This is a genomic window from Archangium lipolyticum (assembly GCF_024623785.1).
GTDB lineage: Bacteria > Myxococcota > Myxococcia > Myxococcales > Myxococcaceae > Archangium > Archangium lipolyticum.
The window spans coordinates 39,885-63,083 of the sequence record NZ_JANKBZ010000015.1; the positions used below are offsets into that span (position 1 = coordinate 39,885).

Sequence of the window (23,199 nt, forward strand, 5' to 3'; positions counted from 1 at the left end):
GGGGTGATGCCGCTGTCATCAAATGGACTCCCCCCTGCCCGCGAGGGCGATTCCTCCACAGACCCTCTACAGGCAAGGTGGAACCTGACTGCGACCCTGCACGAAGGGGGTCACTCGGGGGGAAGCCACATGCCGCTGCATCTCCATCTCATCGCGCCTCGCGCGCGCGTGGGCCTGCTCGCGTCCACCCTGTTCATGGTCACCCTGCTGGCGATCCCTCTGCTGGCACCCGGCCCCCTCCCCGGCGGGGAAGCACGCGGCCTGCTGCTGCTCACGGGCCTGGGGGGGACGGCCCTGGGGTGCGCGCTGCGCTGGACGCTGCGCCTGAAGCGGGAGAACGCGCGGCTGCGCGCCCAGGTGCAGGGCGCCTTCGAGATGGTGGGCGTGGCCGCGCACGACCTGGGCAACCCCCTGCTGGCGCTCCAGCTCCGCCTGTACCGGCTGCGCGGCCACCTCCCGGCGGACTCCCGGGCCCAGGAGGGCCTGGCCATCGCCGAGCGCGAGACACGCCGCATGGGCCTGCTGGTGCATGACCTGTTGGACCTCTCCCGGCTGTCGGTTGGCCCGCTCGCCCTGGAGCGCGAGGAGCTGGACCTGACCGCGCTCGCCCGGGAGGTGGCCGAGCGCTTCGCCGATCAGGCCGCCGCCGCCGGCAGCCTCGTGCGGCTCCACGCCCAGGGCCCCGTGCGCGGCCAGTGGGACCGCGAGCGCCTGGACCGGGTGGCCACCAACCTGCTGAGCAACGCCCTCAAGTTCGGCCAGGGACACCCCATCGAGGTGGAGGTGCTCGCCGACGGCCCCCACGCCCGCCTCGCCGTGCGCGACCACGGCGTGGGCATTCCCCACGAGGCCCAGGAGCGCCTCTTCGGCCGCTTCGAGCGCCTGGGCGATACCGGGCAACCCGGCGCCGGGCTCGGCCTCTACATCGTCCGCCAGCTCGTCGAGGCCCACGGCGGCACCATCCACGTCTCCAGCCGTCCCGGCCAGGGCTCCACCTTCACCGTCGAGTTGCCCCAGGCCCTCGCCTGACGTGGCCTGACGTGGTGTGCCCTCCCACGCCCGAACCCCTCCGCACACACGTGACGTGGTGAGTCCTCCCACGTCCGTCCACCGCGGGCACACACCTGACGCGCTGCATCCTGTCAGAAGCGCACAGTCAGGCCTGTTCCCGACGGTAAATAATTACTCTGGACGTTGAAATTCCAGGCACGAACCTTCTATTCTGTCGTTGCTTGAATAAAGCCGTTCCCCGGAAAACAGGGGATGATTCAAGCGCTTCCGCTCCCCACCTGGCGGGTAGGAAAGCGGAGTTGGAAGCACGACACGCGGTCGGGCGCGGCACGCCCGCCACCACGACAGCAATGGAGGGCCGCCATGAGCGGAACTGGAGCGCTTTGTGTGCAGTCGCACTCGTCTGTCCGTACCCCGGGGATGAAGGGGATCCGGCGCGGCGTGTGGCTCGCGGCCCTGGCCCTGCTCGGGACGGGCTGTGGTGAGCGCGAGGCGCTCGAGCAGACCTCCGGCTTCGCGCTCCAGGCGCAGGCGCAGACCGAGGCGCAGGCGCAGACCGAGGCGGACGCCGAGGAGCTCAAGTGGCCCCGGCCGGTGACGAAGCCGGTGGCCCTGGCGCTCGAGGTGAACAACGGCGTGGGCACCCCGCTGCGGGTGCGGGCCGGGCAGACCTTCTTCATCAACCAGATCGACCTGCGTGCCGCGATAACGGCCACGGAGGACCGGGGCGTGGGGAGCCTGCGCCGCTCCGGTGACTTCGCGTCGCTGGCCTGGCAGGGCACGGTGCTGGCGGACGCGGACCCCACCTTCTCGGCCAACGGGGACGGCACCTTCACCCGCCGCCGCTTCTACCGCTCCTCCCACTGGATGGAGAAGCCCAGCGTCATCACCGTGATGCCCGTGGACGCCTGGGGCCGCCCCACCGGCCGCGTCATCCCCCTGAACCTGGGCAGCGAGAGCAGGCGCAAGTCCAGCGACGACTTCTTCATCCGCCGCATGCGCGCCATCCAGTGGACCCGCGACTGCGGCTCGGCCACCTCCTGCGCGGGCGCGCACGCCTTCGAGGAGGAGGCGCTCGTCGAGGTGCGCAACGCTCGCACCGGGGCCACGACCTTCAGCTTCTCCCCGGACACCCGCGCCCTGCTGGTGGACTGGTCGGCGCGCGCGGGCGCCCCGTACCGCATCCCCGTGGAGCAGGTGCGCCACTCCACCTGGTCCTACGGCTTCAACATCGACATCACGCCCGTCACCCCGCCGCGCGCGGATGGCACCTACGCCCCCGGCTCCGAGGTGACGTTCCGGATGACCTTCAGGGACGGAGCGGGCAAGCGCCTGCACCCGGAGGGCAGCCTGCCGACCTACAACGAATTCCTCGCCGGACAGGTCGAGTCCGGCCTCCAGTACTACCGGGGCTTCTCGGACGCCTCCGCGACGTACTATCGTCGCAAGCACCGCGAGTGCAATTTGTCGGCGTCCATCATCGGGCCTGCCCAGAGCATCCAGCCCCTGCGCAACATCATCCCCATGGAGGACTTCCTCGGCCCCGAGGAGTCCATCTCCATCGGTACGCCCGAGCGGGATGGGGTGTACGCGCAGGCCATGACGGTGCCTCCGGCCAACAAGCTCTTCGGTGGCGCGTACGATCCCACGCACGCGGGCTGGGACGCGCCGGTGCGGGACACCTTCACCAACAAGCTGCCGCTCAACGCCGAGCCCGGCACCTACCTGGTGACGGTGAAGGCCCGCCGCATCTACCTGGGCGAGGACATCGCCGCCAGCCGCACCATCGAAATCCAGGTGGGCACGCGCGAGCACACCGAGCCAGAGCTCACCACGGGCAAGTGCGCCACCTGCCACACCGAGGGCGGCGAGCTGGGCAAGGTGCTGCATGCCCTGGACAACCGCGCCACGTGCGCCACCTGCCACGCCCCGCTCGCCTTCGAGCTGGAGGGGCCCATCGCCGTGCGCACCCACTTCGTCCACTCGCGCGGCCGCTTCGACGCCCCCCTGCAGCAGTGCTCCTCCTGCCACGTGTCGCAGGAGAGCACCCAGCGCACCAGCAAGTCCGCCTGCCTCTCGTGCCACACCAGCTACCCCCAGTCGCACGTGGAGAAGTTCGGGCCCATCCAGCACATGTACGTGGGCGGCGGGAAAGAGTCCTTCCAGCAGTGCACCGGCGCCTGCCACAAAACACACCCGGGCAGCGGCTTCTAGCGCCGCCGCCCATCCCCCCGGAGGTCCTCCTTGGCAATCGTGAAGATGCAGACGGCCCGCACCACTCTGTCCGACCCGATCGCGGCCGCCGAGGACCTCCTCAAACAACTGGAAGGCGTGACACCGAAGCTCGTCACCCTCTTCGCCTCGCGGGACAGGGACCAACAGGCGCTCAACCGCGCGGTGCGTGAGCGGCTGCCCGCGGGCACCCGCCTGGTGGGCGCCACCACCAACGGCGAGCTGGACAACCAGGGCATCTACCGCGGCAACGTCGTGCTGGGCGCGCTGTACGGCGACTTCGAGGTGGGCCTGGGCCTGGGCACCGGCCTCACCCTGGACGCGGTGGGCGCGGGCGCCATGGCCATGAAGCGCGCCGCGCAGGACCTGGGCGTGCGCCAGCAGGACATCGACTCGCGCAAGTTCGTCGGCCTCGTCATCGACGATGGCTTCCGTTACAAGAAGGAGGAGCTGCTGCTGGGCATCCTCGAGAAGAACCCCGCCCTCATCCTCGTGGGCGGCGGCGCTTCCGACCACGAGTTGGACCCCGCCAAGCAGTCCGCCCTGCTCCACGTGGACGGCGAGGTGGCCACCGACTGCGTGCTGGTGGCCCTCTTCAAGACGAACGCCCCCTGGGCCGCCCTGCGCTCGCACTGGTACGTGCCCACCGGCGAGCGGCTCGTCATCACCAAGGTGGACGAGAGCGCCCAGCGCGCCCTGGAGATCGACGGCAAGCCCGCCGCCCTGCGCTACTCGGAGCTGCTCGGCATCCCCGTGGAGGAGCTGGAGTACGGCAAGCCCCGCGGCTTCGCCGCCCAGCCCACCGCCCTCAAGGTGGGCCGCGAGTACTTCATCCGCTCCCCCTGGAAGGCCCTGCCCGACCACTCCATCCTCTTCGCCAACCTCCTGGAGGAGGGCACCGAGCTGGAGCTCATGAAGCTGGGCGACATGGCCGGCCTCACCCGCTCCTTCTTCCAGGACGAGCTGCCCCGCCGCGTCCAGAATCCCCAGGCCGCCCTCCTCTTCCACTGCGGCGGCCGCATGTACTATTCCCACGTGGTTGGAACCACGGCCCAACTGGCCGACACCTTGCGCCACGCACCCCCGGCGGCTGGAATGAACGTGAACTTCGAAATCTACTCGGGGTTCCACATCAACACGACGCTGACGGTTCTCGCGTTCGGGGGTAACTGACCGATGACCACCACACCGGCTCCCGCTGTGTCGGGCCAGGACACGCCCCGGCTGCTCCTCGCGCTGGGCGAGGGCGAGGCCACCCAGGTGCTGGAGGTGCTGCGGCGCGCGAACGTGGAGGTCTCCTCCGAGCGCGTGTCCTCCGCTGAGCAGCTGAAGGCGTCGCTCGAGAAACCGTGGGACGTCATCCTCTGCGCCGCGGAGGCGCCGGGGCTCGGCTTGCGCGAGGTGGCGCCGCTGCTGCGCGAGAAGGCCCCCGGGCGCCCCTTCATCGTCCTCTCCTCCCGCTTCGACGAGGAGGAGATGCGCGCAGCCATGGAGGAGGCCGGTGCCAGCAGCTACCTCCAGATGGATCGGCTGCCCATGCTGGTGCCGGTGGTGCGCCGCGAGCTCGAGCGCATCATCGAGCGCCGCCAGCACCAGCAGGCCGAGGAGGAGCAGCAGCACTCGCGCTGGCTGCTGGAGAAGATCGTCGACAACCTCCCCTTCGTCCTCTTCGCCAAGGACGCCGGGGAGCGCAAGCTCCGGGTCGTCAACAAGACGCTGGCGGACATGTTCCAGATGTCCAAGGAGTGGCTGATCGGCAAGACGGACCGGGACTACATGCCCCCGGAGATCGCCGAGTCCTTCATCGCCATCGACACGGAGATCATCACCACCAAGAAGATGAAGGTCTTCGAGGAGGTGGCCCGGGTGGGCACCGAGGACCGCATCTTCGCCACCCGCAAGCTGCCGCTGCTGGATGACAACGGAGAGGCCCTCTACGTGCTGGGCATCACCGACGACGTCACCGAGCGCAAGGTGGCCGAGGAGAACCTGCGCAAGTCCCAGGCCGAGCTGCAGGAGGCCAACAAGCGCCTGGCGGAGAACCTGGAGGAGCTCAAGCGCAGCCGCGCCGTGTCCGCGCGCACCCTGGCCAGCTACCAGCAGCGCGCCCTGCAGATGGAGATCATCCGTCAGCAGAACGAGGACCTGGACCGGCTGGCCACGGAGCTGGCCATCGCCAAGCGCAACGAGGAGGAGCGCGCGCGCGAGGCCGAGTCCTCCGCCCGCCTCAAGAGCGAGTTCCTCGCCAACTTCAGCCATGAAATCCGCACGCCGCTCAACGGCATCATCGGCTACTGCGACCTGCTGGCGCGCGAGGAGGGCAGCCGCCTGACGGCCCACGGCCGGCGCGACCTCAACGTGGTGAAGAAGAACGCGCAGACGCTGCTGGCCCTCATCAACGACATCCTCGACCTGTCGAAGATCGAAGCGGGCCGCGCGGAGATCGTCGTCGAGCGCGTGGACATGCAGGAGCTGGGCGAGGACTGCACCTCCACCGTGAAGGAGTACCTCAAGGGCAAGGACGTCGAGCTCACCCTGCACATCGACGAGCGGGTGCAGTACGTGCGCACGGACGCGCTGAAGCTGCGGCAAATCCTGCTCAACCTGCTGTCCAACGCGGCCAAGTTCACCGAGTCCGGCGAGGTGTCGCTCAGCGTGCGCGCGGAGGGCAACGAGGCCGTCTTCACCGTGGAGGACACGGGCATCGGCATTCCGCCGGACCAGCTGCCCTTCATCTTCGAGAAGTTCCGCCAGGTGGACGGCTCCACCACGCGCAAGGTGGGCGGCACCGGGCTGGGGCTGGCCATCGTCCGGGAGCTGAGCAAGCTGCTGGGCGGCAACGTGTCCGTGCAGAGCACCCTGGGCCGCGGCACCACCTTCACCGTGCGGCTGGCCGGCATCCTCGAGGGCGAGTCCCTGGGTGGCTCGCGCGAGCTGGACAGGCCCGTGGCCGTGCAGGACGTGGCCGCCTCGCTCGTGGCCGTGGCCCAGGGCGGCACCGTGCTCGTGGTGGATGACGACGTGCTCGTGCAGCAGCTCATCGCCGGGCAGCTCACCCCCGCCGGCTTCGAGGTGGTGACGGCCTCCGATGGCCTGGACGCGCTCAAGAAGGCCCGCGAGCTGCGCCCCCAGGCCATCGTCCTGGACATCTACCTGCCCCGCCTGGACGGCTGGAGCGTGCTGTCCACCCTCAAGAGCGAGCCGGACCTGGCCCGCATCCCCGTCATCATCATCTCCGTGGAGGAGCAGCGCGCGCGCGGCTTCTCCCTGGGCGCCTGCGAGTACCTCGTCAAGCCCATCGAGCCCGAGCACCTGGTGGACGTGGTGCGCCGCAGCATCGGCACCACCACCGGCGTGGGCGAGGTGCTGGTGGTGGACGACGACGCCTCCACCCGCGAGCTCGTCAGCCGCTCCCTGCGCCGCGCCGGCTTCTCCACCACCGAGGCCCACAGCGGCGAGGACGCCCTCCTCAAGGCGCGCGTCTCCCCGCCCACCCTCGTGGTGCTCGACTTGATGATGCCCAACCTGGACGGCTTCGAGGTGCTGCGCCGCCTGCGCGCCGAGAAGCTCAACGTCCCGGTCGTCGTCCTCACCGGCAAGACGCTCTCGGGCGAGGAGCAATCCGTCCTACGCGACGGCTTCGCCGGCTTCGTCCAGAAGGGCGGCCACGCGCTCGAGGACGTCATCGGCCAGGCCAAGGGCCTGCTCCTCAAGCAGAGCGCCCAGCGCGCCGGCCGGCTGCCGCGCATCCTCTACGTCGAGGACAACCCGCAGAACCGCGACATCGTCCGGCGCTACCTCGGCGGTCAGTACGAGGTGCTGGAGGCCGAGGACGGGGAGCTGGGCGTGGAGCGCGCCACCCGTGACGCGCCGGACCTCATCCTGATGGACCTGTCCCTGCCGCGCGTGGACGGCTGGGAGGCCACCCGCCGCCTGCGCCAGCTGCCCGCCGCGGCCTCCATCCCCGTCATCGCCGTCACCGCCCACGCCGGGCGCGAGTACCAGGAGAAGGCCACGGCCGCCGGCTGCAACGCCTACCTCACCAAACCCCTGGACCGCGACCAACTGCTCGATACCATCCGCAAGTATCTCGGGAGAAACCATGCCTGACGTCGCGGCCCCCAAGGTCCGCATCCTCGTGGTGGACGATGATCCGGATCAGCTGGATCTCGTCCGCCGCACCTTGAGCTCGCACGGCGGCTTCGAGGTCCAGACGCACAACTCCGCCCTGGGCGTGTCCAACCTGGTGCGCAACGGAGAGCCGGATCTCGTGCTGCTGGACGTGAACTTCCCCGCCCTCAAGGGCGACCAGGTCGTCAGCCTGGCCCGCCGCTATGCGCCGCAGAGCACGAAGTTCATCCTCTACTCGGCCTCGGACGAGTCCCGGCTGCGCGCCCTGGCCCTGGCCTCGGGCGCGGACGGCTACCTCTCCAAGAGTGTCCAGGGTGCCGAGCTCATCCAGAAGCTCACCGCCTTCCGCAAGAAGCAGGGCGGCACGCTGCTCGTCTGAAACTGGGACCGGGGCAGAGTGGGACGACCCTGCCCCGGCCCGGGGGGACATTGGGACAACGAGCCGTGGAGCGGATGCCGGAGGGAAAGGCAACCACCTCCGCGGCCCGGGCACTTTTCAGAGGGAGTCGACGTGCCCGGTTCTAATGATGGGACCGGACACGCCCCCGCGAAATCGCACCGCGGTACACATCCTCCCGTACAGGGTGTCCACCCAGGCTACGCGTGCTGCGCGTCCGCGGGGCGGGCGAGCCCCAACTGGCAGGCAAGCATCGCCATCTCCACGCGGCTCTGCACCCCCAGCTTGCGGTAGAGGTTGGAGACGTGCGCCTTCACCGTGCGCTCGGTGATGCCCAGCCGGGCGGAGATCTGCAGGTTGTCCGTGCCGGCCGCCACCAGCGTGAGCACCTCGCGCTCGCGCTCGGTGATGCGCCCGAGCAGCGACGCACGCTCGTCCCGCGCGGGAGACGGGGCCGCCGCTGGAACCATGAACTCCGGCGGCACGAGCCACTCTCCACGCGCCACCTGCTCGACGGCGGCGACCACTTCCTCGCAGCTCACGTTGAGCTTGCTCAGGTAGCCAGCCGCTCCCACCTGGAAGCAGCGCTCCACCAGCGGCATGTCCCGGAAGCCCGAGAGAACGAGCGAGCGCATGTTCGGGTACAGCTCACGTAGCTTCTCGAGCACCTCCAGGCCGTTGCCTACCACCTCGGTGTCCGAGCGCTCGAGCCGGAGATCCACGACCGCCACGTCCGGCGCCCGCTGCTGTAGCTGCGCCAGGAAGCCTTCCGCGTCCGCGCCCTGCGCGACCACTTCCATCCCGGAGCTCTCGAAGAGAGCGATCAAGCTCTCCCGGAAGACACGCTGATCCTCCAGGATTCCCACTCGAATGCGTTCTTCTGGCACGAGGATCTCCCTTTCCACGGACATCCCACCCGCACGCTCATGCATGACCAGCGGAGTCTAGGCGTGCAATGGGAAGAGAGCGTTTCCGTGAGCCGGTAGTGTCCGCCAGGCGGCAGTGCAACCGCCTCCGAGCAACACTCCAGGCAGGGAAGCGGGTGGAGTCCACAAGGAGAGCGAGCAGGCTCATACCGGGAGCGCGGTGGGCAGGCAGAGGGACACCCGCACACGGCCGATCTGCTCCACCCGCACCTGGCGCCTGTCGGGCAGCAGGTGGAGACGGACACAACAACCCGCGACATAGGTCCGCAGACCATCCCCATCACGTTGGGCGAGCTCCGTCCAACGTGGATCCATGGGGGGCAGGTACTCGGCCACCTCGGCGATGCGTTGGAGGTGGGCCTGGAGGGAGACGCGCACGGGAGAAGGAAGCTCTTCCAGCAGCGGGGTCAGTGGCTTGTCGATTCGGATGGTGAAAGGCATTTGCCTTCACTGTCGGCAGCAGAACCCTGGAAGGGAATTGTACCCGTGGACAGCGCCCCCGGCCCCGTCAGCCCCATCGCATCCGACTGGCTGGGCTACGGCCATCCGCCGCGCGCGTGGGAACCCGTGAGGTTGACCGCGTGAGTAGTATCGCGAAGGTGTCCGCAGAGGTAGAGTCCACCGGGACACGACCTCCCGCGAGCTCCATCCCATGTTTCCTCCGACGCCTTCCTTTGACCGACACGCCTCCGCGCCGCCGCGGTACGTGCGGCTGCTGCTCGACGCGCTCACGCCCCGGCGGTTTCCCTTCGCCTGCCTGACGCTGATCGCCGTCAACCTCCTCGTCTTCTCCATCGCGCGGATGTGCGGTGACGTGGAGTCCTACGTCACGCTGAAGCGGATGGGGGCGGGGCTCAGCCCGGCCGCGCTCGGCCCCGAGCCCTGGCGCCTGCTGAGCGCGGGCTACCTGCACCTGGGGTGGCGGCACCTGCTGGTCAACCTCACCTCGCTGCTGCTGTGCGGCATGTACCTGGAGGGGCTGCTCGGCCCCTGGCGCCTGCTGTTGCTGTACACGCTGTCCATCCTGGTCTCCAACGCCCTGATGATGGGCTTCTACCCGGAGGTGCTGGCGATGGGCGCCTCCGGCGGCATCTGCGGACTGTTGGGAGCGCTGCTGGTCCTCTGCTTCCGCCCGGGCCGGCAGGTGTGGTGGTGGCACTGGCGCTACCGGCTCGCGCCGGCCGCGAGCTGCATGGGCCTCGTGGTCTCCACCATCTACGGCGCCTGCGAGTGCGGACAGCCGGGCAGCAACTTCGCGCATCTGGTGGGAGGCGCCGTGGGGGCGGTGCTCGCGGTCTCGGGCGTGTTGACGTGGGAGCTGATGTCGCCGTCCTTCGATGAACCGAGGCGCGTGTATGAGGGCGCACTCATCGCGGTGTGGCTGACCGTGGCCTGCCTCGCGCTGGGCATCATGACGGGACGCCCCTGGGAGCTGTGGAAGAGGCAGCCGCTGGTGCGCCTGCAGGTGCCTGGAACGCCCGTCTCCCTCGCCGTGCCCTCCGGGGCCACGGCCCATATCTCCACCGAGCGCCCCGAGGAGGACGACTCCTGGGTGAGGCTCACGATCGGCGAGACGCTGACGGACCTGGTGGTGGTGGAGGTGACCGTCGAGCGGCTGGAAGAGGAGGTGCTCGAGGAGGATGTGGGGGAAGTGACACGGCAGCTGCGCAAGGAGCTCTACAAGGAAGCGGACGAGACACGGGGGGAGTTCGAGAGGCTGTGGGTGCGGCCGATGACGAGCAGGCTGTACACGAGGCCCGTGGTGTACTCGGCGAGCTACTGGAAGGAGCTGTACTGGATACAGCGGTGGGTGATGCTGCGGGGAGAGTGGCGCATCGAGTTGGTGACGGTGCGGGCGCCCGGGATGCCCGAGAACTGGGAGGAGGTGGAGAACGACGTGGCCCTGAGCCTGGTGGTGCAGGAGCCGGGCGCGCCGCGCTGGGACACGTGCGGGGCGTGGAACACGCTCGGAGGCGGAGTGTGCCCTCGCGGGCCGTGATGACGGCGGAAGTCACGCCTACGGGAACACCACGCCGTGCACGGTGACGGTGCGCGGCCCGTCCGCCTCCGTCAGCACGAGGAGGAAGGTTCCCTGGGACTGAGCCCGCGTGGCCTCCGCCTCCACCACGACACGGCTCGACTTTCCCGGAGCAAGGGGCTCGCGCGGCCAGACGCCCAGCACGGGCAGCCGCGCGCCCTCCTTGCTCACCAGCTCCGCCACCTCGCCCACCGTCCAGGGCTGGGTGCCATCGTTCTTCATCTTCAATTCCACCGCGACCCGAGCCATCGTCTCGGAGCGGTAGCTGTATGCGGTTCGTACCAGGAGGGCATCACCCGAGCGCTGGGTGATGTCCTTTTTGAGGTTCCTCACCAAGAGGGTCTTGCCTTCCACGACCAGCCCGGCGTCGAACAGGTCCGTGAGGCTCTCGCGGCGCCGGGACTCCACCTGGGTACGAGCCAGGTGGGCCTCACACCGCTCGGCTCGCTCACGTTCCTGCCGGGCCTCTTGCTGAAAGGACCCGGCGGAACGGGGCCGGCGGGCCACCCGCACCTCCTGCTCGGCCCGGGAGAGACGCGCCACCAGCCGGAAGGTGACGCTCTCTGGCACATGCTCGTCCGCGAAGCGCACCGTCAGCCACAACGGCCTGTCCAGCGGCACACCCGAGGGCAGGAGCATGACCATTCCGCGCGCCTCGTTCACCGCCACCGCCACCAACCGCTCGTCCTCCACCGCCACCCCACCTCGCAGTAGAGGTGCGTCGAACACCAGCGAAGTGGAGTGATGGAGACTGATGCCCACCTCGTGCACCTGCCCGGCGTTGTCCGCCGTCAGCTCGAGGTGACGCGTGCCCCTCGCGCCCGAGTCCCCTGGTACGGGCAGCGCCATGGCGGACATACCGGCGAGGACCGCGAGCAGCAGGGAGATGGGGGAGAGAGGAGTGGACATGCGCGGGAGAACCTTCGGAGTGATGCAGAATATCACTCACCCCTGACGTTGGCTCCTGCCGGCCTATTCGAAGCGCTCCACCGGAACGAGGCCCACGATTCCCCGGATACGAGCCGTATCCGCATCACCGCCGGGCTCCCTGAACACACCTCGCTTGTCGTCCGTCTGCACGTCGTAGAACTCCAGGCACACGGGCCAGGTGTGCCCATCCGGCGTATGGGCTTCCGTGAAGCGGCCGTACACGCGCGTCTCCCCGACGAAGAGCACCCCGGAGAACACGGTGCCGTCGGGCAGCTTTCCCCAATCCTCTCCGCTCAGGCTCAGCGTGGTGCCCGGGCCCGAGCGCACGGTGAACTCGTCGTCCGTGGTCTTGAGCCCGGGAAGGTCCACGTCCTGTCGGCGGCCGAAGCGCAGACCCAACTCCTTCATGGTCTGCACGGAGCCGGGTGGGCACTCGGCGGGTGGGGGCGCGGGGCGCACCGAGGAGGAGGTGGTGGGGCCGGGGCAACCCGAGGCGAGAGAGCAGATGAGCAGGGCCGAGCCCGCCCTGGCGGCGGTGGAGCCCGAGCTCTTCGGCTGCGGAGTGTCGCTCTGGGGAGTGGGAGCCTCGCGGGGTGGAGTCTTCACGCGCCTGTCTTCCTCATGAAGCGTCGCACGTGCGACGGGCGCGGGGGTTGCGGCCTCGGAGGGCTCCGCGCCGCCGTCACCTTCGGGTGGCTTCCACGGGGGCGCCACTTCCTGACCCAGGCGGAACCAGACCTCCGGCATGGGAAGCAGCGAGGTCACCGGAGGCGTCACCCGTGGCACCTCCGGAGCCGCTGGAGGATGCGAGCGCCGCGCCAGGAAGAGGGCCACTCCGCCCAGCACCAGCACGAGGGCCGCGCCAGCCAGCACCACACGCCAGGGCAGGGCTCGCGGCGCTTCGTGAACGGGCGGAGCTTCCTCCTTGGGAGGGGGCAGCTCCGAGGGGAGCGCGGCAACGGTGGGCGGAACCGGCGTGGGCGGCTCCTGCTGCATGGGTGGCTCGCCGGGCCCGGGGTGGTGCCGCTCGCGCTCCGTCAGCCGCGGCGACAGTGCCTCCGCTTCTTCGTCCTCCAGCTCCACCTCCGCGACAGTGGTGGCGCTGTCCGGGCCCCACGCCTCGCACAGCGGCTCGTCCCACGCGGCGTCCGCGCCCGCCAGCGCCGCCTCCAGCGCGGCCTCCACCGCCAGGGCGTCCGGGTAGCGCGCCTCGGGTTGCTTCTCCAGCATGCGCTGGCACACCTCGCCCAGCGCCCGGGGCACGCGCACGTTGCGCGCATGGGGCGGCTCGGGACGGTGGTGCAGGATGGCCTCGCCCAGGGACCGCGCGTCCTCCAGCGAGTCCCCCGTCTCCTCCACATCGAAGGGGTAGGAGCCCGTGAGCAGCCAGTAGAGCAGCACGCCCAGCGCCCACGTGTCGTCCCGGGCGCTCGCCTCGTAGCGCTGGCTCGGACGGTGCCGCTGGTGCGCCTCGGCCTCCGGACTCCGGTAGAGCGCGGTGCCCACCAGCAGCGGCCCCGTCACGTGGTGCGCCCCGGGGAAGGTGCCCACGCCGAAGTCCACCAGCACCGGCAACCCGTCCGTCTCCCGCACCACCACGTTGGCGCACTTGACGTCCCGGTGCACCACCTGCGCCCGGTGCACCGCCGCCAGTTGCCGCGCCAGGGCCCGCACCACTCGCGCCACCTGCCGCGCCGAGGGATTGCACTGCCGGGCCCACTCGTGCAGCGCCCGTCCCTCCACGTACTCCATGACGAGGTAGACGAAGCGCGGCGCCCTGTCCGGCCACTCGCCGTGCCCGCGCACCGCCACCCAGCCCAGGCGCCGCAGGCGCAGCAGCACCTCCAGCTCGCGCCAGGCCCACGCCGCCGAGTGGGGCAGGTAGATGAACTTCACCGCGTACGGCCTGCCGCTCGCGCCGCGGGCCCGGAACACGGCGCCCTGGCTGCCGGTGCCCAGCCTCGCCTCGAGGAGCAGTCCGCCCACCTCGGTGCCGGGCAGGGGCAACTGCGGCTCCACGGGCTCGTTGGCCGCCTGGCGCCACAGCCTGTGCCGCCGCGCTCTCAGCCACCTGTCATCGGCTCGTCCGGATTCGGTCCCGTTCATGCGCTGAACCTCATGGGTGAGGCAGCGTAACATGACCTGATGACACGGGAGAGGGCCCCGAGTCCCGGGGCCCGGGCTCAGGACACGTTCCAGTCCGTCGGCAGGCCCTCGGACACCAGCAGGGCGTCGAGTCCATCCAGCAGCGCATGGAGGTTGGGCAGCAGGTCCTGTTCGGGCTGACCCACCGCGCGAATCACCGCCTTCACCTGGGGCTCCAGCGCTGGGGGGCGCTTCGGGCACAGCCGCCCGATGTGGGCCAGCAGCCGCTTCTCGCCCGGGTGGGGGACGCGGTTCACCGCGAACAGGATGTCGAAGTAGCTCGCCAGCAAGGCGGTCACCCGGTGTTGCACGCTCACCGGATCCGCCCGGCGCAGCGCGAGCTCGATCTGCTCGAGGTACGAGGACAGCTTGCTGCGCAGCACCGGGTGGTTCTTCGCCACGATGGCGCGGCGCAGGGGTTCCGGGTAGGGCCCGCGGGCCCGGTCCTGGAGCCGCGCGAGCCACCCCGTGCGGTCGAAGAGCACGCGGGAGTTGCGCAGCGTGTGCCAGAAGCAGGTGGTGTAGCCGAGCGACGCCTCGAAGCGCACGAGGACGCGCTCCAGCTGGTCCTCCATCCACTCCGGGCTCCACCAGGCGGTGTCCACGCCCTGGCCGCTCGAATCGATCCACTCGTCGCCGGTGCCGAAGAAGGTGTTGTCGATCTCGGCCCTGCGGGCGGTGGGGAGGATGAGGGCGCGCCGCGCCTCGGCGGGAGGAGGCGGGCTGGCATAGACGATGAGGTCCAGGTCCGAGAGCGGATCGGCGGCTCCCGTCACGGAGGAACCACCGAGCGCCACGGCGCGAACCTGCTCGAAGGAGGAGAAGCGCGCGGCCCACTCACGCGCGAGGGGAGGAACAGTGGAATCGGGTTCAACCATACGAGAGGCTCAGCGCAGGTTGCGGATGACGCGACAGGGGTTGCCGGCGGCGAAGGAATAGGGAGGGATGTCGCGCACCACCACGCTGCCAGCACCGATGGTGGAGCCCTCGCCGATGGTGACACCGGGGCAGATGATGGAGCCGCCGCCGATCCACACCTTGGAGCCGATGGTGACGGGGCGGCCCAGCTCGGGGCCCTTGATGCGTTCGTCGGGGTCGAGGGGGTGGGTGGCGGCGTAGATCTGCACGTTGGGCCCCACGGACACGTCATCGCCGATCGTCACCGGATTGCAGTCGAGGATGACGCATTGGAAGTTCATGAACACGCGAGCGCCCATGCGGATGTGCTCGCCGTAATCACAGAAGAACGGCGGTTCGATCCACGTCCCCGCGCCCACCGCGCCCAGGAGTTGAGAGAGCAGGTTCTCGCGCAGGGTCGGCTCGTCCTGGGTGGACTGGTTGTAGGCGTGCAGGAGCTTGCGCGCGCGGGCGCGCTCGGCCGTCAGCTGCGGGTCCGTGGCGAGGTACAGCTCGCCCGCGAGCATCTTCTCTTTCTCGGTCCGTGCCATGCCCGGCAAGGTGACATGGCGCAGCGGCGCACAGGCACGGCGTTTTGGGCAATTACCCACTGGCGAACGGACAGACACCGTGAGGCTGTCAGAGGCGCCAGTAAGGTGGAGGACACGGCTCTCCAGGGAGGCTCGCCATGCACGTGCAGCCCCATTGCCTCCGCCAACACGGGTGGTGGCTTCCTCCGGCTCTGCTGCACCTGGTGGCCCTGCTGCTGCTGGCCGGGTGCACCTCCGTCACGCCTCGCCTGCTTCGGGGTGGGCCGCTGCCCGGCCTGAGTCACCGCTCCCTGGCACCTACGCCCTTCCCCAATACGAGCGCCCGACACGCTGTGGCGGGTACACCTCATTCCTCCTCCTTCGTGCCGGGCGTCGCGAGCACCACGGACGAGGACGAGGAGGAGGACGTTGAAGAGGAGGAGCCCGCACCGGGAGACGTAGCGGGCACACCCGGGCGGGCAGTCCGCCCGGCTGCTGGTGGGGATGAGCCGGTGGACGACTGGGGAGAGGGCTGGACGGGCTGGCCCGACGGCGTGGGCGATGGCCGCCCCCACACCGTGCCCATGAGCGTGGACTACTTCCAGGGCTTCCTCGCCCACGTGGGGGTGCCCGCCGACGCTCTGCCCGAGGACGGGCGCACCCTCTGGCCCGAGCAGGCCCTGCGACTGCTTCCGCACCTGCTCTCCACACCGGTGACATTGGGCAACTTCGCCCAGCGTCGCATGGCGGCCTGGCTGCTGCTGGAGGTGGCCACGAGCGAGCGGCCCGTGTCGCGCCAGGAGTTGCACGCGCGCATGGACCGCTTCCACCGCCTGCTGGTGCTGCGGCCCGACGGCTACCTGGTGCTGGCCGTCACGGGCGAGGCCAGACAGAAGGTGGGCGAGGTGAAGGTGGCCCAGGACGGCACGCTGCGCGCCGGCCGCTACGAGGTGGGCCCTTTCTACGCCATCGACGGCAACCGTCTGTGGCTGGTGGATGCCGCGCTGGCGGTGCCACGCGGAGCGCTACCGCTCGGTGCCTATGAGCCGGATGACGGCGTGCTGCTGCCCGCGTTGGAGGGAGCCGCCCTGGCACTGGCGGACACGGTGGAGGGGCTCTACCGCGTCATCTTCCACCCCATCGAAACCGTGGAGGGCCTCGCCCGGTTGCCGGGCGCGGTGCGCGAGCTGGTGCGCAATGCCCCCGAATATTGGGAGTCCTTCCGGCACAAGCCCTCCGGCGAGCAGGTGCGCGGCGTGTCGCGCGTACTCACCGGAGTAGTGCTGATGGTGGGCACCGCCGGGGAGGGCGCGGTGCAGGCCGCCACGTGGGGAAGCCGGATGGGACGGCTCACCCTGCCCGTCTTCTCGCTGACGGGCGAGGGCGTGCTGGCGCTGCGGCTGGTGGCGGTTCCCGGCCGTGCCATCGCCGTGGCGGGCCAGGCGCTCAGCGCCACGTACGTGCTGCACATGGCCAGCACGGGCGTGGCCGCGGCGGGCACTGGCTCCTGGACGCCCCCCGTGGGTGGTCCGGGCCAGTGGGTTCCCAAGAAAGAGGGCATGTCAGAGGACGCGCGCAAGTACCAATCACAGGTGACGGGAGCACCATCCGGCTGGGTGTACCGAATCTTCCTCGATGGCGAGAAAGCTGACTTCGACGGGTACGACCTCAAGACCGGTGTTCTGTTGGATGCCAAGGGCACCGGGTACGACAAGTGGTTCGACAAGGACTTCAAACACAAACAGTACTACCGGGGTGCCGATGATCTCGTGGAGCGGGCCCAGAAACAGCTCGAGTTCGCGCGGGGAGTGCCTATTCGATGGCACGTAGCAGAACCCAGAATGGTGGACATCATCAAGAAGCTCTTCGCGAATGCGAGAATCAACGGTATTGAAGTGGTCTACACGGCACCATTGCCTCGAGGCATGTGATTCATGAGGGAAACCTACGTTGCTGGAGCCTACTGGCCAGCTCGCGCGGAAACCGCCGAGCAGTGTGCCCGGCGCGCGGAGACCTTCTTCCGTCTGCTCTCGCGTTGTGACGCCAGCTATACGCGCTGGTTCGAGAAGGATTACTCGCTCGAGAAAGCGCTCCAGCTCCAGTTCGAGCCCACCTACGAAACCTTCCTGCGCTTCTTCGGGGAGAAGAAGTATCGGCGGGGAAAGACAGACAAGGGTGGATTCAGCTTTGGAGCCTGGAATGGGGATGAGGAAGGCAGCAACATCATGCTCACCTGCGGCACCAGCTCCCGATATTTCCCCAACATATGCCTTCTCCATCTGCCCTCGACGGATACTGAGGCGGGGCGGATACTTTCCGCGCCCGTGATGACAGAGGTGGTACGCGCCATGGTGTTGGCCTGGGAGCCAGACGATGGCGGTGTCTTCTCGGACGCCTACCAGGAATCCAGGAACGACCCCGTGGGGATCCCGCGCACGGGCTGGCTGATGTACCTCTCGCGCCGCCGGGGAGAGGTGCCCCCCCTGCCCGCGCCCGTGCGCGTCGAGCCCGTGGAGGACAAGGGCTCGCTCGTCATTCTCACCCCCGAGCGCTTCACCGTGGACGACCCGGCCCATGTCGCCCTGGCCGATGAAGTGCGCGCACTGCTCGACCGGGCCGGTCTGTTGAAGGAGCCCGGCGCCTACTCCTCCATCCCTTCGTAATCCACGTTCCCGGACGGTGCGGGGCACTCCATTCCTCACGGAGCACGCATCCCATGCTGACCAGGAGGTCGCCATTGCAGCCCCATTGCCTCCGCCAACACGGGTGGTGGCTTCCTCCGGCTCTGCTGCACCTGGTGGCCCTGCTGCTGCTGGCCGGGTGCACCTCCGTCACGCCTCGCCTGCTTCGGGGTGGGCCGCTGCCCGGCCTGAGTCACCGCTCCCTGGCACCTACGCCCTTCCCCAATACGAGCGCCCGACACGCTGTGGCGGGTACACCTCATTCCTCCTCCTTCGTGCCGGGCGTCGCGAGCACCACGGACGAGGACGAGGAGGAGGACGTTGAAGAGGAGGAGCCCGCACCGGGAGACGTAGCGGGCACACCCGGGCGGGCAGTCCGCCCGGCTGCTGGTGGGGATGAGCCGGTGGACGACTGGGGAGAGGGCTGGACGGGCTGGCCCGACGGCGTGGGCGATGGCCGCCCCCACACCGTGCCCATGAGCGTGGACTACTTCCAGGGCTTCCTCGCCCACGTGGGGGTGCCCGCCGACGCTCTGCCCGAGGACGGGCGCACCCTCTGGCCCGAGCAGGCCCTGCGACTGCTTCCGCACCTGCTCTCCACACCGGTGACATTGGGCAACTTCGCCCAGCGTCGCATGGCGGCCTGGCTGCTGCTGGAGGTGGCCACGAGCGAGCGGCCCGTGTCGCGCCAGGAGTTGCACGCGCGCATGGACCGCTTCCACCGCCTGCTGGTGCTGCGGCCCGACGGCTACCTGGTGCTGGCCGTCACGGGCGAGGCCAGACAGAAGGTGGGCGAGGTGAAGGTGGCCCAGGACGGCACGCTGCGCGCCGGCCGCTACGAGGTGGGCCCTTTCTACGCCATCGACGGCAACCGTCTGTGGCTGGTGGATGCCGCGCTGGCGGTGCCACGCGGAGCGCTACCGCTCGGTGCCTATGAGCCGGATGACGGCGTGCTGCTGCCCGCGTTGGAGGGAGCCGCCCTGGCACTGGCGGACACGGTGGAGGGGCTCTACCGCGTCATCTTCCACCCCATCGAAACCGTGGAGGGCCTCGCCCGGTTGCCGGGCGCGGTGCGCGAGCTGGTGCGCAATGCCCCCGAATATTGGGAGTCCTTCCGGCACAAGCCCTCCGGCGAGCAGGTGCGCGGCGTGTCGCGCGTACTCACCGGAGTAGTGCTGATGGTGGGCACCGCCGGGGAGGGCGCGGTGCAGGCCGCCACGTGGGGAAGCCGGATGGGACGGCTCACCCTGCCCGTCTTCTCGCTGACGGGCGAGGGCGTGCTGGCGCTGCGGCTGGTGGCGGTTCCCGGCCGTGCCATCGCCGTGGCGGGCCAGGCGCTCAGCGCCACGTACGTGCTGCACATGGCCAGCACGGGCGTGGCCGCGGCGGGCACTGGCTCCTGGACGCCCCCCGTGGGTGGTCCGGGCCAGTGGGTTCCCAAGAACGAGCACATGTCGGCCCGCTCACGCAAGTTCCAGAACAAGGTGACGAAGGCCCCCGCCGGCTGGGTGTACCGCGTCCTCTTCGGTGGCGAGAAGGCGGACTTCGACGGCTTCGCGGAAGGTGTCCTGCTGGAGACCAAGGGCCTGGGCTACGACAAACACTTCGACTCGAACCTCAAAGCCAAGCAGTATTTCGAGGGCGCTGCGAGACTTGTCAGACAGGCCGCACGACAGAGCCGGGTAGCCAACGGCACCCCCATCCGATGGCATGTGGCCGAGCCCAGAATGGTCGATATCCTCAAGACGATCTTCGAGGCTGAAAGAATCAAAGGCATTGACGTCGTCTACACACCACCGTAGCCATGGGTCACACTCATGAAAGAGACCTTCTACGCGGGTGTTTATTGGCCGGGCCGCAAGGAGTCAGCCGAGGAGTGTGCCCGGCGTGCGGAGAGATTCTTCCGTCTGCTCGCGCAGTGCGACCCCATCTACATCCGCTGGTTCGAACAGGCGAACTCCCTCAAGAAGGCGCTCCAGCTCCAGTTCGAGCCCACCTACGAAACGTTCCTGCGCTTTTTCAAAAGCAAGAAGTATCAGGAGGGTCCGGCTGGCTTCTCCTTCAGCGCGTGGACGGGACACGTTGAGGATGGACAAGGTGGCGTGATCAGCTTGAGCTGTGGCTCCATCTACGACTCACCCCCAAACAGGTGCCTTCTCCATCCTCCCCATGCCGGCCCGGAGGAGCAACGCATCCTCACCGCGCCCGTTCTAACCCAGATGATGCGGGCCCTGATTCTGGCCTGGGAACCAGACGATGGTGGGGTCTTCTCGGATGCCTACCAGAGGCTGCGAAAAGAACCCGTGGGGCCCCCGCGCACGGGCTGGCTGATGTACCTCTCGCGCCGCCGGGGACAGGTGCCTCCCCTGCCCGCCCCTGTGCGCGTCGAGCCCGTGGAGGACAAGGGCTCGCTCGTCATTCTCACCCCCGAGCGCTTCACCGTGGACGACCCGGCCCATGTCGCCCTGGCCGATGAAGTGCGCGCACTGCTCGACCGGGCCGGCCTGTTGAAGGAGTCCAGCGCTCATACCTCCGTCCCGTCGTAATCCACGTTCCCGGACGGCGCGTGGCACTCCAATCTTCCGGAGCGCTCATCCCGTGCTGGCCAGGAGGCCGTCATCGTGCCTATCACCACTCCATGGGCGCACTGGCCGACCTCCTCACCACGCGGCGGGAGGACATCCTGCAGCGGTTCGAGCGCACGGTCCGGACCCATCTCCCGACCGAGGGGCTGACGCGCTCCGCCATCATCGACACGATTCCAGCGCTGCTCGAGGAGATGCACGTGCTCCTCCGGGGCCTCGACAGGGGAGAGGCCTCTCCCACGGACCGCCTCCACGTGAGCCAGAGGGCGGAGGAGCACCGGGCCCAGCGGCACGATCTCGGCTACAGCGTCACGCAGATCGTCCACGAGTACGGCCTGCTGCGCGACTGCATCCTCGAGCTGGTGGAGGAGACCGGCGGCGCGCCCGGCATGGCGGAGCAGCGGGCCTTCCACCGCTGCCTGGACTCCGCGATGACCGAGACCGTCACCGAGGCCAGCCGCAGGCGCGACGAGGAGCGCCGCGCGGCGGAGGAGGAGCGGTCGGCACTGCTGAACCGCGAGCGCGCCGCCCGGGCCGAGTCCGAGGAGCAACGGACCCTGCTGGAGGGCATCATCGCGCAGAGCGGTGACGGCATCATGGTGGCGGACGCCCAGGGCGTGCTGCGCCTCTTCAACCCGGAGGCCGAGCGGCAACACGGCATGCCCCTCCACCCGCTGCCCGTCTCGCAGTGGCAGCAGTACGGGTTGATCGACGAGGAGGGCCGTCCCCTTCCCCTGGAGCGGATCCCCCTCTACCGAGCGCTTCAGGGCGAATACGTCCGGGACGAGTCCACCTGGATCCGCCGGCCGGATGGCACGCGGCTGCCCATCACCATCACGGCCCGGCCCCTGCGGCGGCCCGACGGCTCCCCGGGTGGCGCGGTGGCCTCCACCCGCGACGTGGCGATGCGGCGCGCCCTGGCCCAGGAGCGCGAGGAGGCGCTGGCGCTGCTCGACATCCTCCTGGCCACCGCGCCGGTGGGCCTGTCCTTCCTCGACAGGGACCTGCGCTACGTGCGCATCAACCACGCGCTCGCCACCATCAACGGCGTGCCCGCCGAGCAGTCGCTCGGACGCACTCCGTGGGAGATCATCCCGGAGCTCGCCCGCCTCAACGAGCCCCACTACCGGCATGTCCTGGCGACCGGCGAGCCGGTGCTCAACGTGGAGATCTCCGGCTCCACGGCGGGCCGGGGAGGCCAGCCCGGCCACTACCTGGTGAGCTACTACCCGGTGAAGGACCGCGAGGGCCGCGTCTCCATGGTGGGCACGGTGGTGGTGGACATCACCGAGCGCAAGCGCTTCGAGGAGCGGTTGCGCCAGACGGCGGAGTTCCGCGAGCGCTTCCTCGGCATCGTCAGCCACGACCTGCGCAACCCCCTGGGCGTCATCACCCTGTCGGCCAACATGCTGCTGCGCCAGGAGACGCTGCCCGAGCGCGCCCTGCGGCTCTCCCAGCGCATCACCCTCAACGCCGAGCTGATGGGGCGGATGATCGGCGACCTGTTGGATCTCACGCGCGGGCGGCTGGGGGGCGGCATCCCCATCGCCCCCGCCCCCGTGGACCTGGGCCTGCTGGGCCGGCGCGTCCTGGGCGAGCTGGAGGTGACGCACCCGGCGCGCGAGCTGCGGCTGGAGGCGCGGGGCGACCTCCAGGGCGAGTGGGACCAGGACCGGCTGGCCCAGCTGCTCGGCAACCTGCTGCGCAACGCCCTGGACTACAGCCCCGAGGACACGCCCGTCACGCTGACCCTCCAGGACGAGGGCCCGAGCATCCGCATCGAGGTGGGCAACCGGGGCGAGCCCATCCCCGTCGAGCTGCTGCCCGCCCTCTTCGAGCCCTTCCGCCGGGGGGAGCTGCGCGGTCACAGGCGCTCCTCCGGGCTGGGGTTGGGGCTCTACATCGTCCAGCAGATCGCCCTGGCGCACGCAGGCACCATCGAGGCGCGCTCGACGCGCGAGGAGGGCACGGTGTTCACCGTACGACTGCCCCGGCTCGTGCCCCAACGCGAGTGAGCGTCCGGGCGGACTCCCCACGGGAGCCCCTGCTCGCTCGCCCGCCTTGTTGGCTTCCTGGCTTTGCCCGGCTCGCCGGACTCATGCCCGCAGGCTCTTCCTCGCTTTGCACAGAACCCCGGGCTGCGGACGTCGGATTTGTGGCCTCCGGATACGGTTCTGGTGGGGGAGGGACTCCCACTGTGGGGCCGAGACGGTATTCTTGAGGCCCGCAGCCATTGGCTGCCTCTGTCGAAAACCATCTCTGCCCATCCTCCAAGAGGAGCCCCCATGTCCGAGAGCGAGAACAAGATTCGTGTCCTCGTGGTGGACGACGATGTGGATCAGCTCATGCTGTTGGAACGGACCCTCAACGCGTACGGCTTCGAGGTCCGTACCCACCGTTCGTCGCTGGGCGTATCCAATCTGGTCCGCAACGCACTGCCGGACCTCGTCCTGTTGGACGTGAACATCCCGGCGCTCAGCGGGGACAAGGTGCTGGCGCTGGCGCGCAACCAGGCGCCGGCCACCACGCGCTTCATCCTCTACTCGGCCTCGGACGAGTCCAAGCTGCGCGCGCTGGCGCTGGCCTCGGGAGCGGACGGCTACATCTCCAAGAGCGTCCAGGGCGAGGCGCTGGCCCGCAAGCTCATCAGCATCTACAAGAAGAGCCGGCTGCCGGCGGCGAGCGCCCGCTAGCGG

Annotated in this window: 18 protein-coding genes; 12 read left to right on the top strand and 6 right to left on the bottom strand. The window is 69.4% G+C overall.

Going from position 1 to position 23,199, the window contains the following annotated elements; genetic code table 11:
* The first annotated feature begins 129 nt into the window (after positions 1-129).
* From NR810_RS28740 to NR810_RS28760, 5 genes are all read left to right on the top strand, one after another.
* A complete protein-coding gene (locus NR810_RS28740; RefSeq protein ID WP_257457397.1) occupies positions 130-1,029 on the top strand; it encodes a sensor histidine kinase in 900 nt (299 codons plus the stop codon).
* Positions 1,030-1,374: 345 nt separating this feature from the next.
* Complete coding sequence (locus NR810_RS28745; RefSeq protein ID WP_257457398.1) at positions 1,375-3,225, top strand: cytochrome c3 family protein; 1,851 nt, start codon at positions 1,375-1,377, stop codon at positions 3,223-3,225.
* Positions 3,226-3,255: 30 nt separating this feature from the next.
* Positions 3,256-4,416, top strand: a complete 1,161-nt coding sequence (locus NR810_RS28750) for an FIST signal transduction protein (RefSeq protein ID WP_257457399.1) — start codon at positions 3,256-3,258, stop codon at positions 4,414-4,416.
* A gap of 3 nt (positions 4,417-4,419) precedes the next feature.
* The gene (locus tag NR810_RS28755; protein WP_257457400.1) at positions 4,420-7,353 is read left to right on the top strand and encodes a response regulator; all 2,934 of its coding nucleotides are present in this window, start codon (positions 4,420-4,422) and stop codon (positions 7,351-7,353) included.
* The gene (locus NR810_RS28760; protein WP_257457402.1) at positions 7,346-7,753 is read left to right on the top strand and encodes a response regulator; all 408 of its coding nucleotides are present in this window, start codon (positions 7,346-7,348) and stop codon (positions 7,751-7,753) included. Before NR810_RS28755 ends, NR810_RS28760 begins: the two co-directional genes overlap by 8 nt.
* 218 nt (positions 7,754-7,971) lie before the next feature.
* On the opposite strand, the gene NR810_RS28765 is transcribed toward NR810_RS28760, so the two are convergent.
* Positions 7,972-8,658 (bottom strand): response regulator transcription factor, encoded by a 687-nt coding sequence (locus NR810_RS28765; protein ID WP_257457403.1) that lies wholly within the window; start codon positions 8,656-8,658, stop codon positions 7,972-7,974.
* Between the two features lie 183 nt (positions 8,659-8,841).
* Positions 8,842-9,138 (bottom strand): hypothetical protein, encoded by a 297-nt coding sequence (locus NR810_RS28770; protein WP_257457404.1) that lies wholly within the window; start codon positions 9,136-9,138, stop codon positions 8,842-8,844.
* Positions 9,139-9,349: 211 nt separating this feature from the next.
* On the opposite strand from NR810_RS28770, the gene NR810_RS28775 reads away from it, so the two are divergent.
* Positions 9,350-10,696 carry a rhomboid family intramembrane serine protease gene (locus tag NR810_RS28775; RefSeq protein ID WP_257457405.1) on the top strand — a complete coding sequence of 449 codons (1,347 nt, stop codon included), beginning with the start codon at positions 9,350-9,352 and terminating at the stop codon, positions 10,694-10,696.
* Positions 10,697-10,714: 18 nt separating this feature from the next.
* On the opposite strand, the gene NR810_RS28780 is transcribed toward NR810_RS28775, so the two are convergent.
* From NR810_RS28780 to NR810_RS28795, 4 genes are all read right to left on the bottom strand, one after another.
* Entirely contained in the window at positions 10,715-11,644 is a 930-nt protein-coding gene (locus tag NR810_RS28780; RefSeq protein ID WP_257457406.1) for a DUF2381 family protein, read from the bottom strand.
* A 63-nt stretch (positions 11,645-11,707) separates the two neighbouring features.
* A complete protein-coding gene (locus NR810_RS28785) occupies positions 11,708-13,771 on the bottom strand; it encodes a serine/threonine-protein kinase (protein WP_257457410.1) in 2,064 nt (687 codons plus the stop codon).
* 77 nt (positions 13,772-13,848) lie between these two features.
* Positions 13,849-14,688 carry a nucleotidyltransferase domain-containing protein gene (locus tag NR810_RS28790; protein ID WP_257457411.1) on the bottom strand — a complete coding sequence of 280 codons (840 nt, stop codon included), beginning with the start codon at positions 14,686-14,688 and terminating at the stop codon, positions 13,849-13,851.
* 9 nt (positions 14,689-14,697) lie between these two features.
* Complete coding sequence (locus tag NR810_RS28795; RefSeq protein WP_257457412.1) at positions 14,698-15,258, bottom strand: sugar O-acetyltransferase; 561 nt, start codon at positions 15,256-15,258, stop codon at positions 14,698-14,700.
* Between the two features lie 137 nt (positions 15,259-15,395).
* On the opposite strand from NR810_RS28795, the gene NR810_RS28800 reads away from it, so the two are divergent.
* The 6 genes from NR810_RS28800 to NR810_RS28825 all read left to right on the top strand — a co-directional run bounded on the left by NR810_RS28800 (position 15,396) and on the right by NR810_RS28825 (position 23,196).
* A complete protein-coding gene (locus tag NR810_RS28800; protein ID WP_257457413.1) occupies positions 15,396-17,168 on the top strand; it encodes a restriction endonuclease fold toxin 5 domain-containing protein in 1,773 nt (590 codons plus the stop codon).
* 3 nt (positions 17,169-17,171) lie between these two features.
* Positions 17,172-17,900: an immunity 52 family protein gene (locus tag NR810_RS28805; RefSeq protein WP_257457414.1), complete on the top strand. Its 729-nt coding sequence runs from the start codon at positions 17,172-17,174 to the stop codon at positions 17,898-17,900.
* 53 nt (positions 17,901-17,953) lie between these two features.
* On the top strand, positions 17,954-19,720 hold the full coding sequence (locus NR810_RS28810; protein WP_257457415.1) for a restriction endonuclease fold toxin 5 domain-containing protein: 1,767 nt from the start codon (positions 17,954-17,956) through the stop codon (positions 19,718-19,720).
* A gap of 15 nt (positions 19,721-19,735) precedes the next feature.
* The gene (locus NR810_RS28815; protein ID WP_257457416.1) at positions 19,736-20,464 is read left to right on the top strand and encodes an immunity 52 family protein; all 729 of its coding nucleotides are present in this window, start codon (positions 19,736-19,738) and stop codon (positions 20,462-20,464) included.
* Positions 20,465-20,556: 92 nt separating this feature from the next.
* Entirely contained in the window at positions 20,557-22,518 is a 1,962-nt protein-coding gene (locus NR810_RS28820) for a PAS domain-containing protein (RefSeq protein WP_257457419.1), read from the top strand.
* 270 nt (positions 22,519-22,788) lie between these two features.
* On the top strand, positions 22,789-23,196 hold the full coding sequence (locus tag NR810_RS28825) for a response regulator (RefSeq protein ID WP_204222410.1): 408 nt from the start codon (positions 22,789-22,791) through the stop codon (positions 23,194-23,196).
* Positions 23,197-23,199: the final 3 nt, after the last annotated feature.

Excerpts from the sequence above, each read along its gene's own strand:
- NR810_RS28780 (WP_257457406.1), bottom strand. The coding sequence starts at position 11,644 with ATGTCCACTCCTCTCTCCCCCATCTCCCTGCTGCTCGCGGTCCTCGCC.
- NR810_RS28760 (WP_257457402.1), top strand. The coding sequence starts at position 7,346 with ATGCCTGACGTCGCGGCCCCCAAGGTCCGCATCCTCGTGGTGGACGAT.
- NR810_RS28825 (WP_204222410.1), top strand. The coding sequence starts at position 22,789 with ATGTCCGAGAGCGAGAACAAGATTCGTGTCCTCGTGGTGGACGACGAT.
- NR810_RS28770 (WP_257457404.1), bottom strand. The coding sequence starts at position 9,138 with ATGCCTTTCACCATCCGAATCGACAAGCCACTGACCCCGCTGCTGGAA.
- NR810_RS28775 (WP_257457405.1), top strand. The coding sequence starts at position 9,350 with ATGTTTCCTCCGACGCCTTCCTTTGACCGACACGCCTCCGCGCCGCCG.
- NR810_RS28755 (WP_257457400.1), top strand. The coding sequence starts at position 4,420 with ATGACCACCACACCGGCTCCCGCTGTGTCGGGCCAGGACACGCCCCGG.
- NR810_RS28810 (WP_257457415.1), top strand. The coding sequence starts at position 17,954 with ATGCTGACCAGGAGGTCGCCATTGCAGCCCCATTGCCTCCGCCAACAC.
- NR810_RS28790 (WP_257457411.1), bottom strand. The coding sequence starts at position 14,688 with ATGGTTGAACCCGATTCCACTGTTCCTCCCCTCGCGCGTGAGTGGGCC.
- NR810_RS28815 (WP_257457416.1), top strand. The coding sequence starts at position 19,736 with ATGAAAGAGACCTTCTACGCGGGTGTTTATTGGCCGGGCCGCAAGGAG.
- NR810_RS28740 (WP_257457397.1), top strand. The coding sequence starts at position 130 with ATGCCGCTGCATCTCCATCTCATCGCGCCTCGCGCGCGCGTGGGCCTG.
- NR810_RS28785 (WP_257457410.1), bottom strand. The coding sequence starts at position 13,771 with ATGAACGGGACCGAATCCGGACGAGCCGATGACAGGTGGCTGAGAGCG.
- NR810_RS28745 (WP_257457398.1), top strand. The coding sequence starts at position 1,375 with ATGAGCGGAACTGGAGCGCTTTGTGTGCAGTCGCACTCGTCTGTCCGT.
- NR810_RS28820 (WP_257457419.1), top strand. The coding sequence starts at position 20,557 with ATGGGCGCACTGGCCGACCTCCTCACCACGCGGCGGGAGGACATCCTG.
- NR810_RS28795 (WP_257457412.1), bottom strand. The coding sequence starts at position 15,258 with ATGGCACGGACCGAGAAAGAGAAGATGCTCGCGGGCGAGCTGTACCTC.
- NR810_RS28800 (WP_257457413.1), top strand. The coding sequence starts at position 15,396 with ATGCACGTGCAGCCCCATTGCCTCCGCCAACACGGGTGGTGGCTTCCT.
- NR810_RS28805 (WP_257457414.1), top strand. The coding sequence starts at position 17,172 with ATGAGGGAAACCTACGTTGCTGGAGCCTACTGGCCAGCTCGCGCGGAA.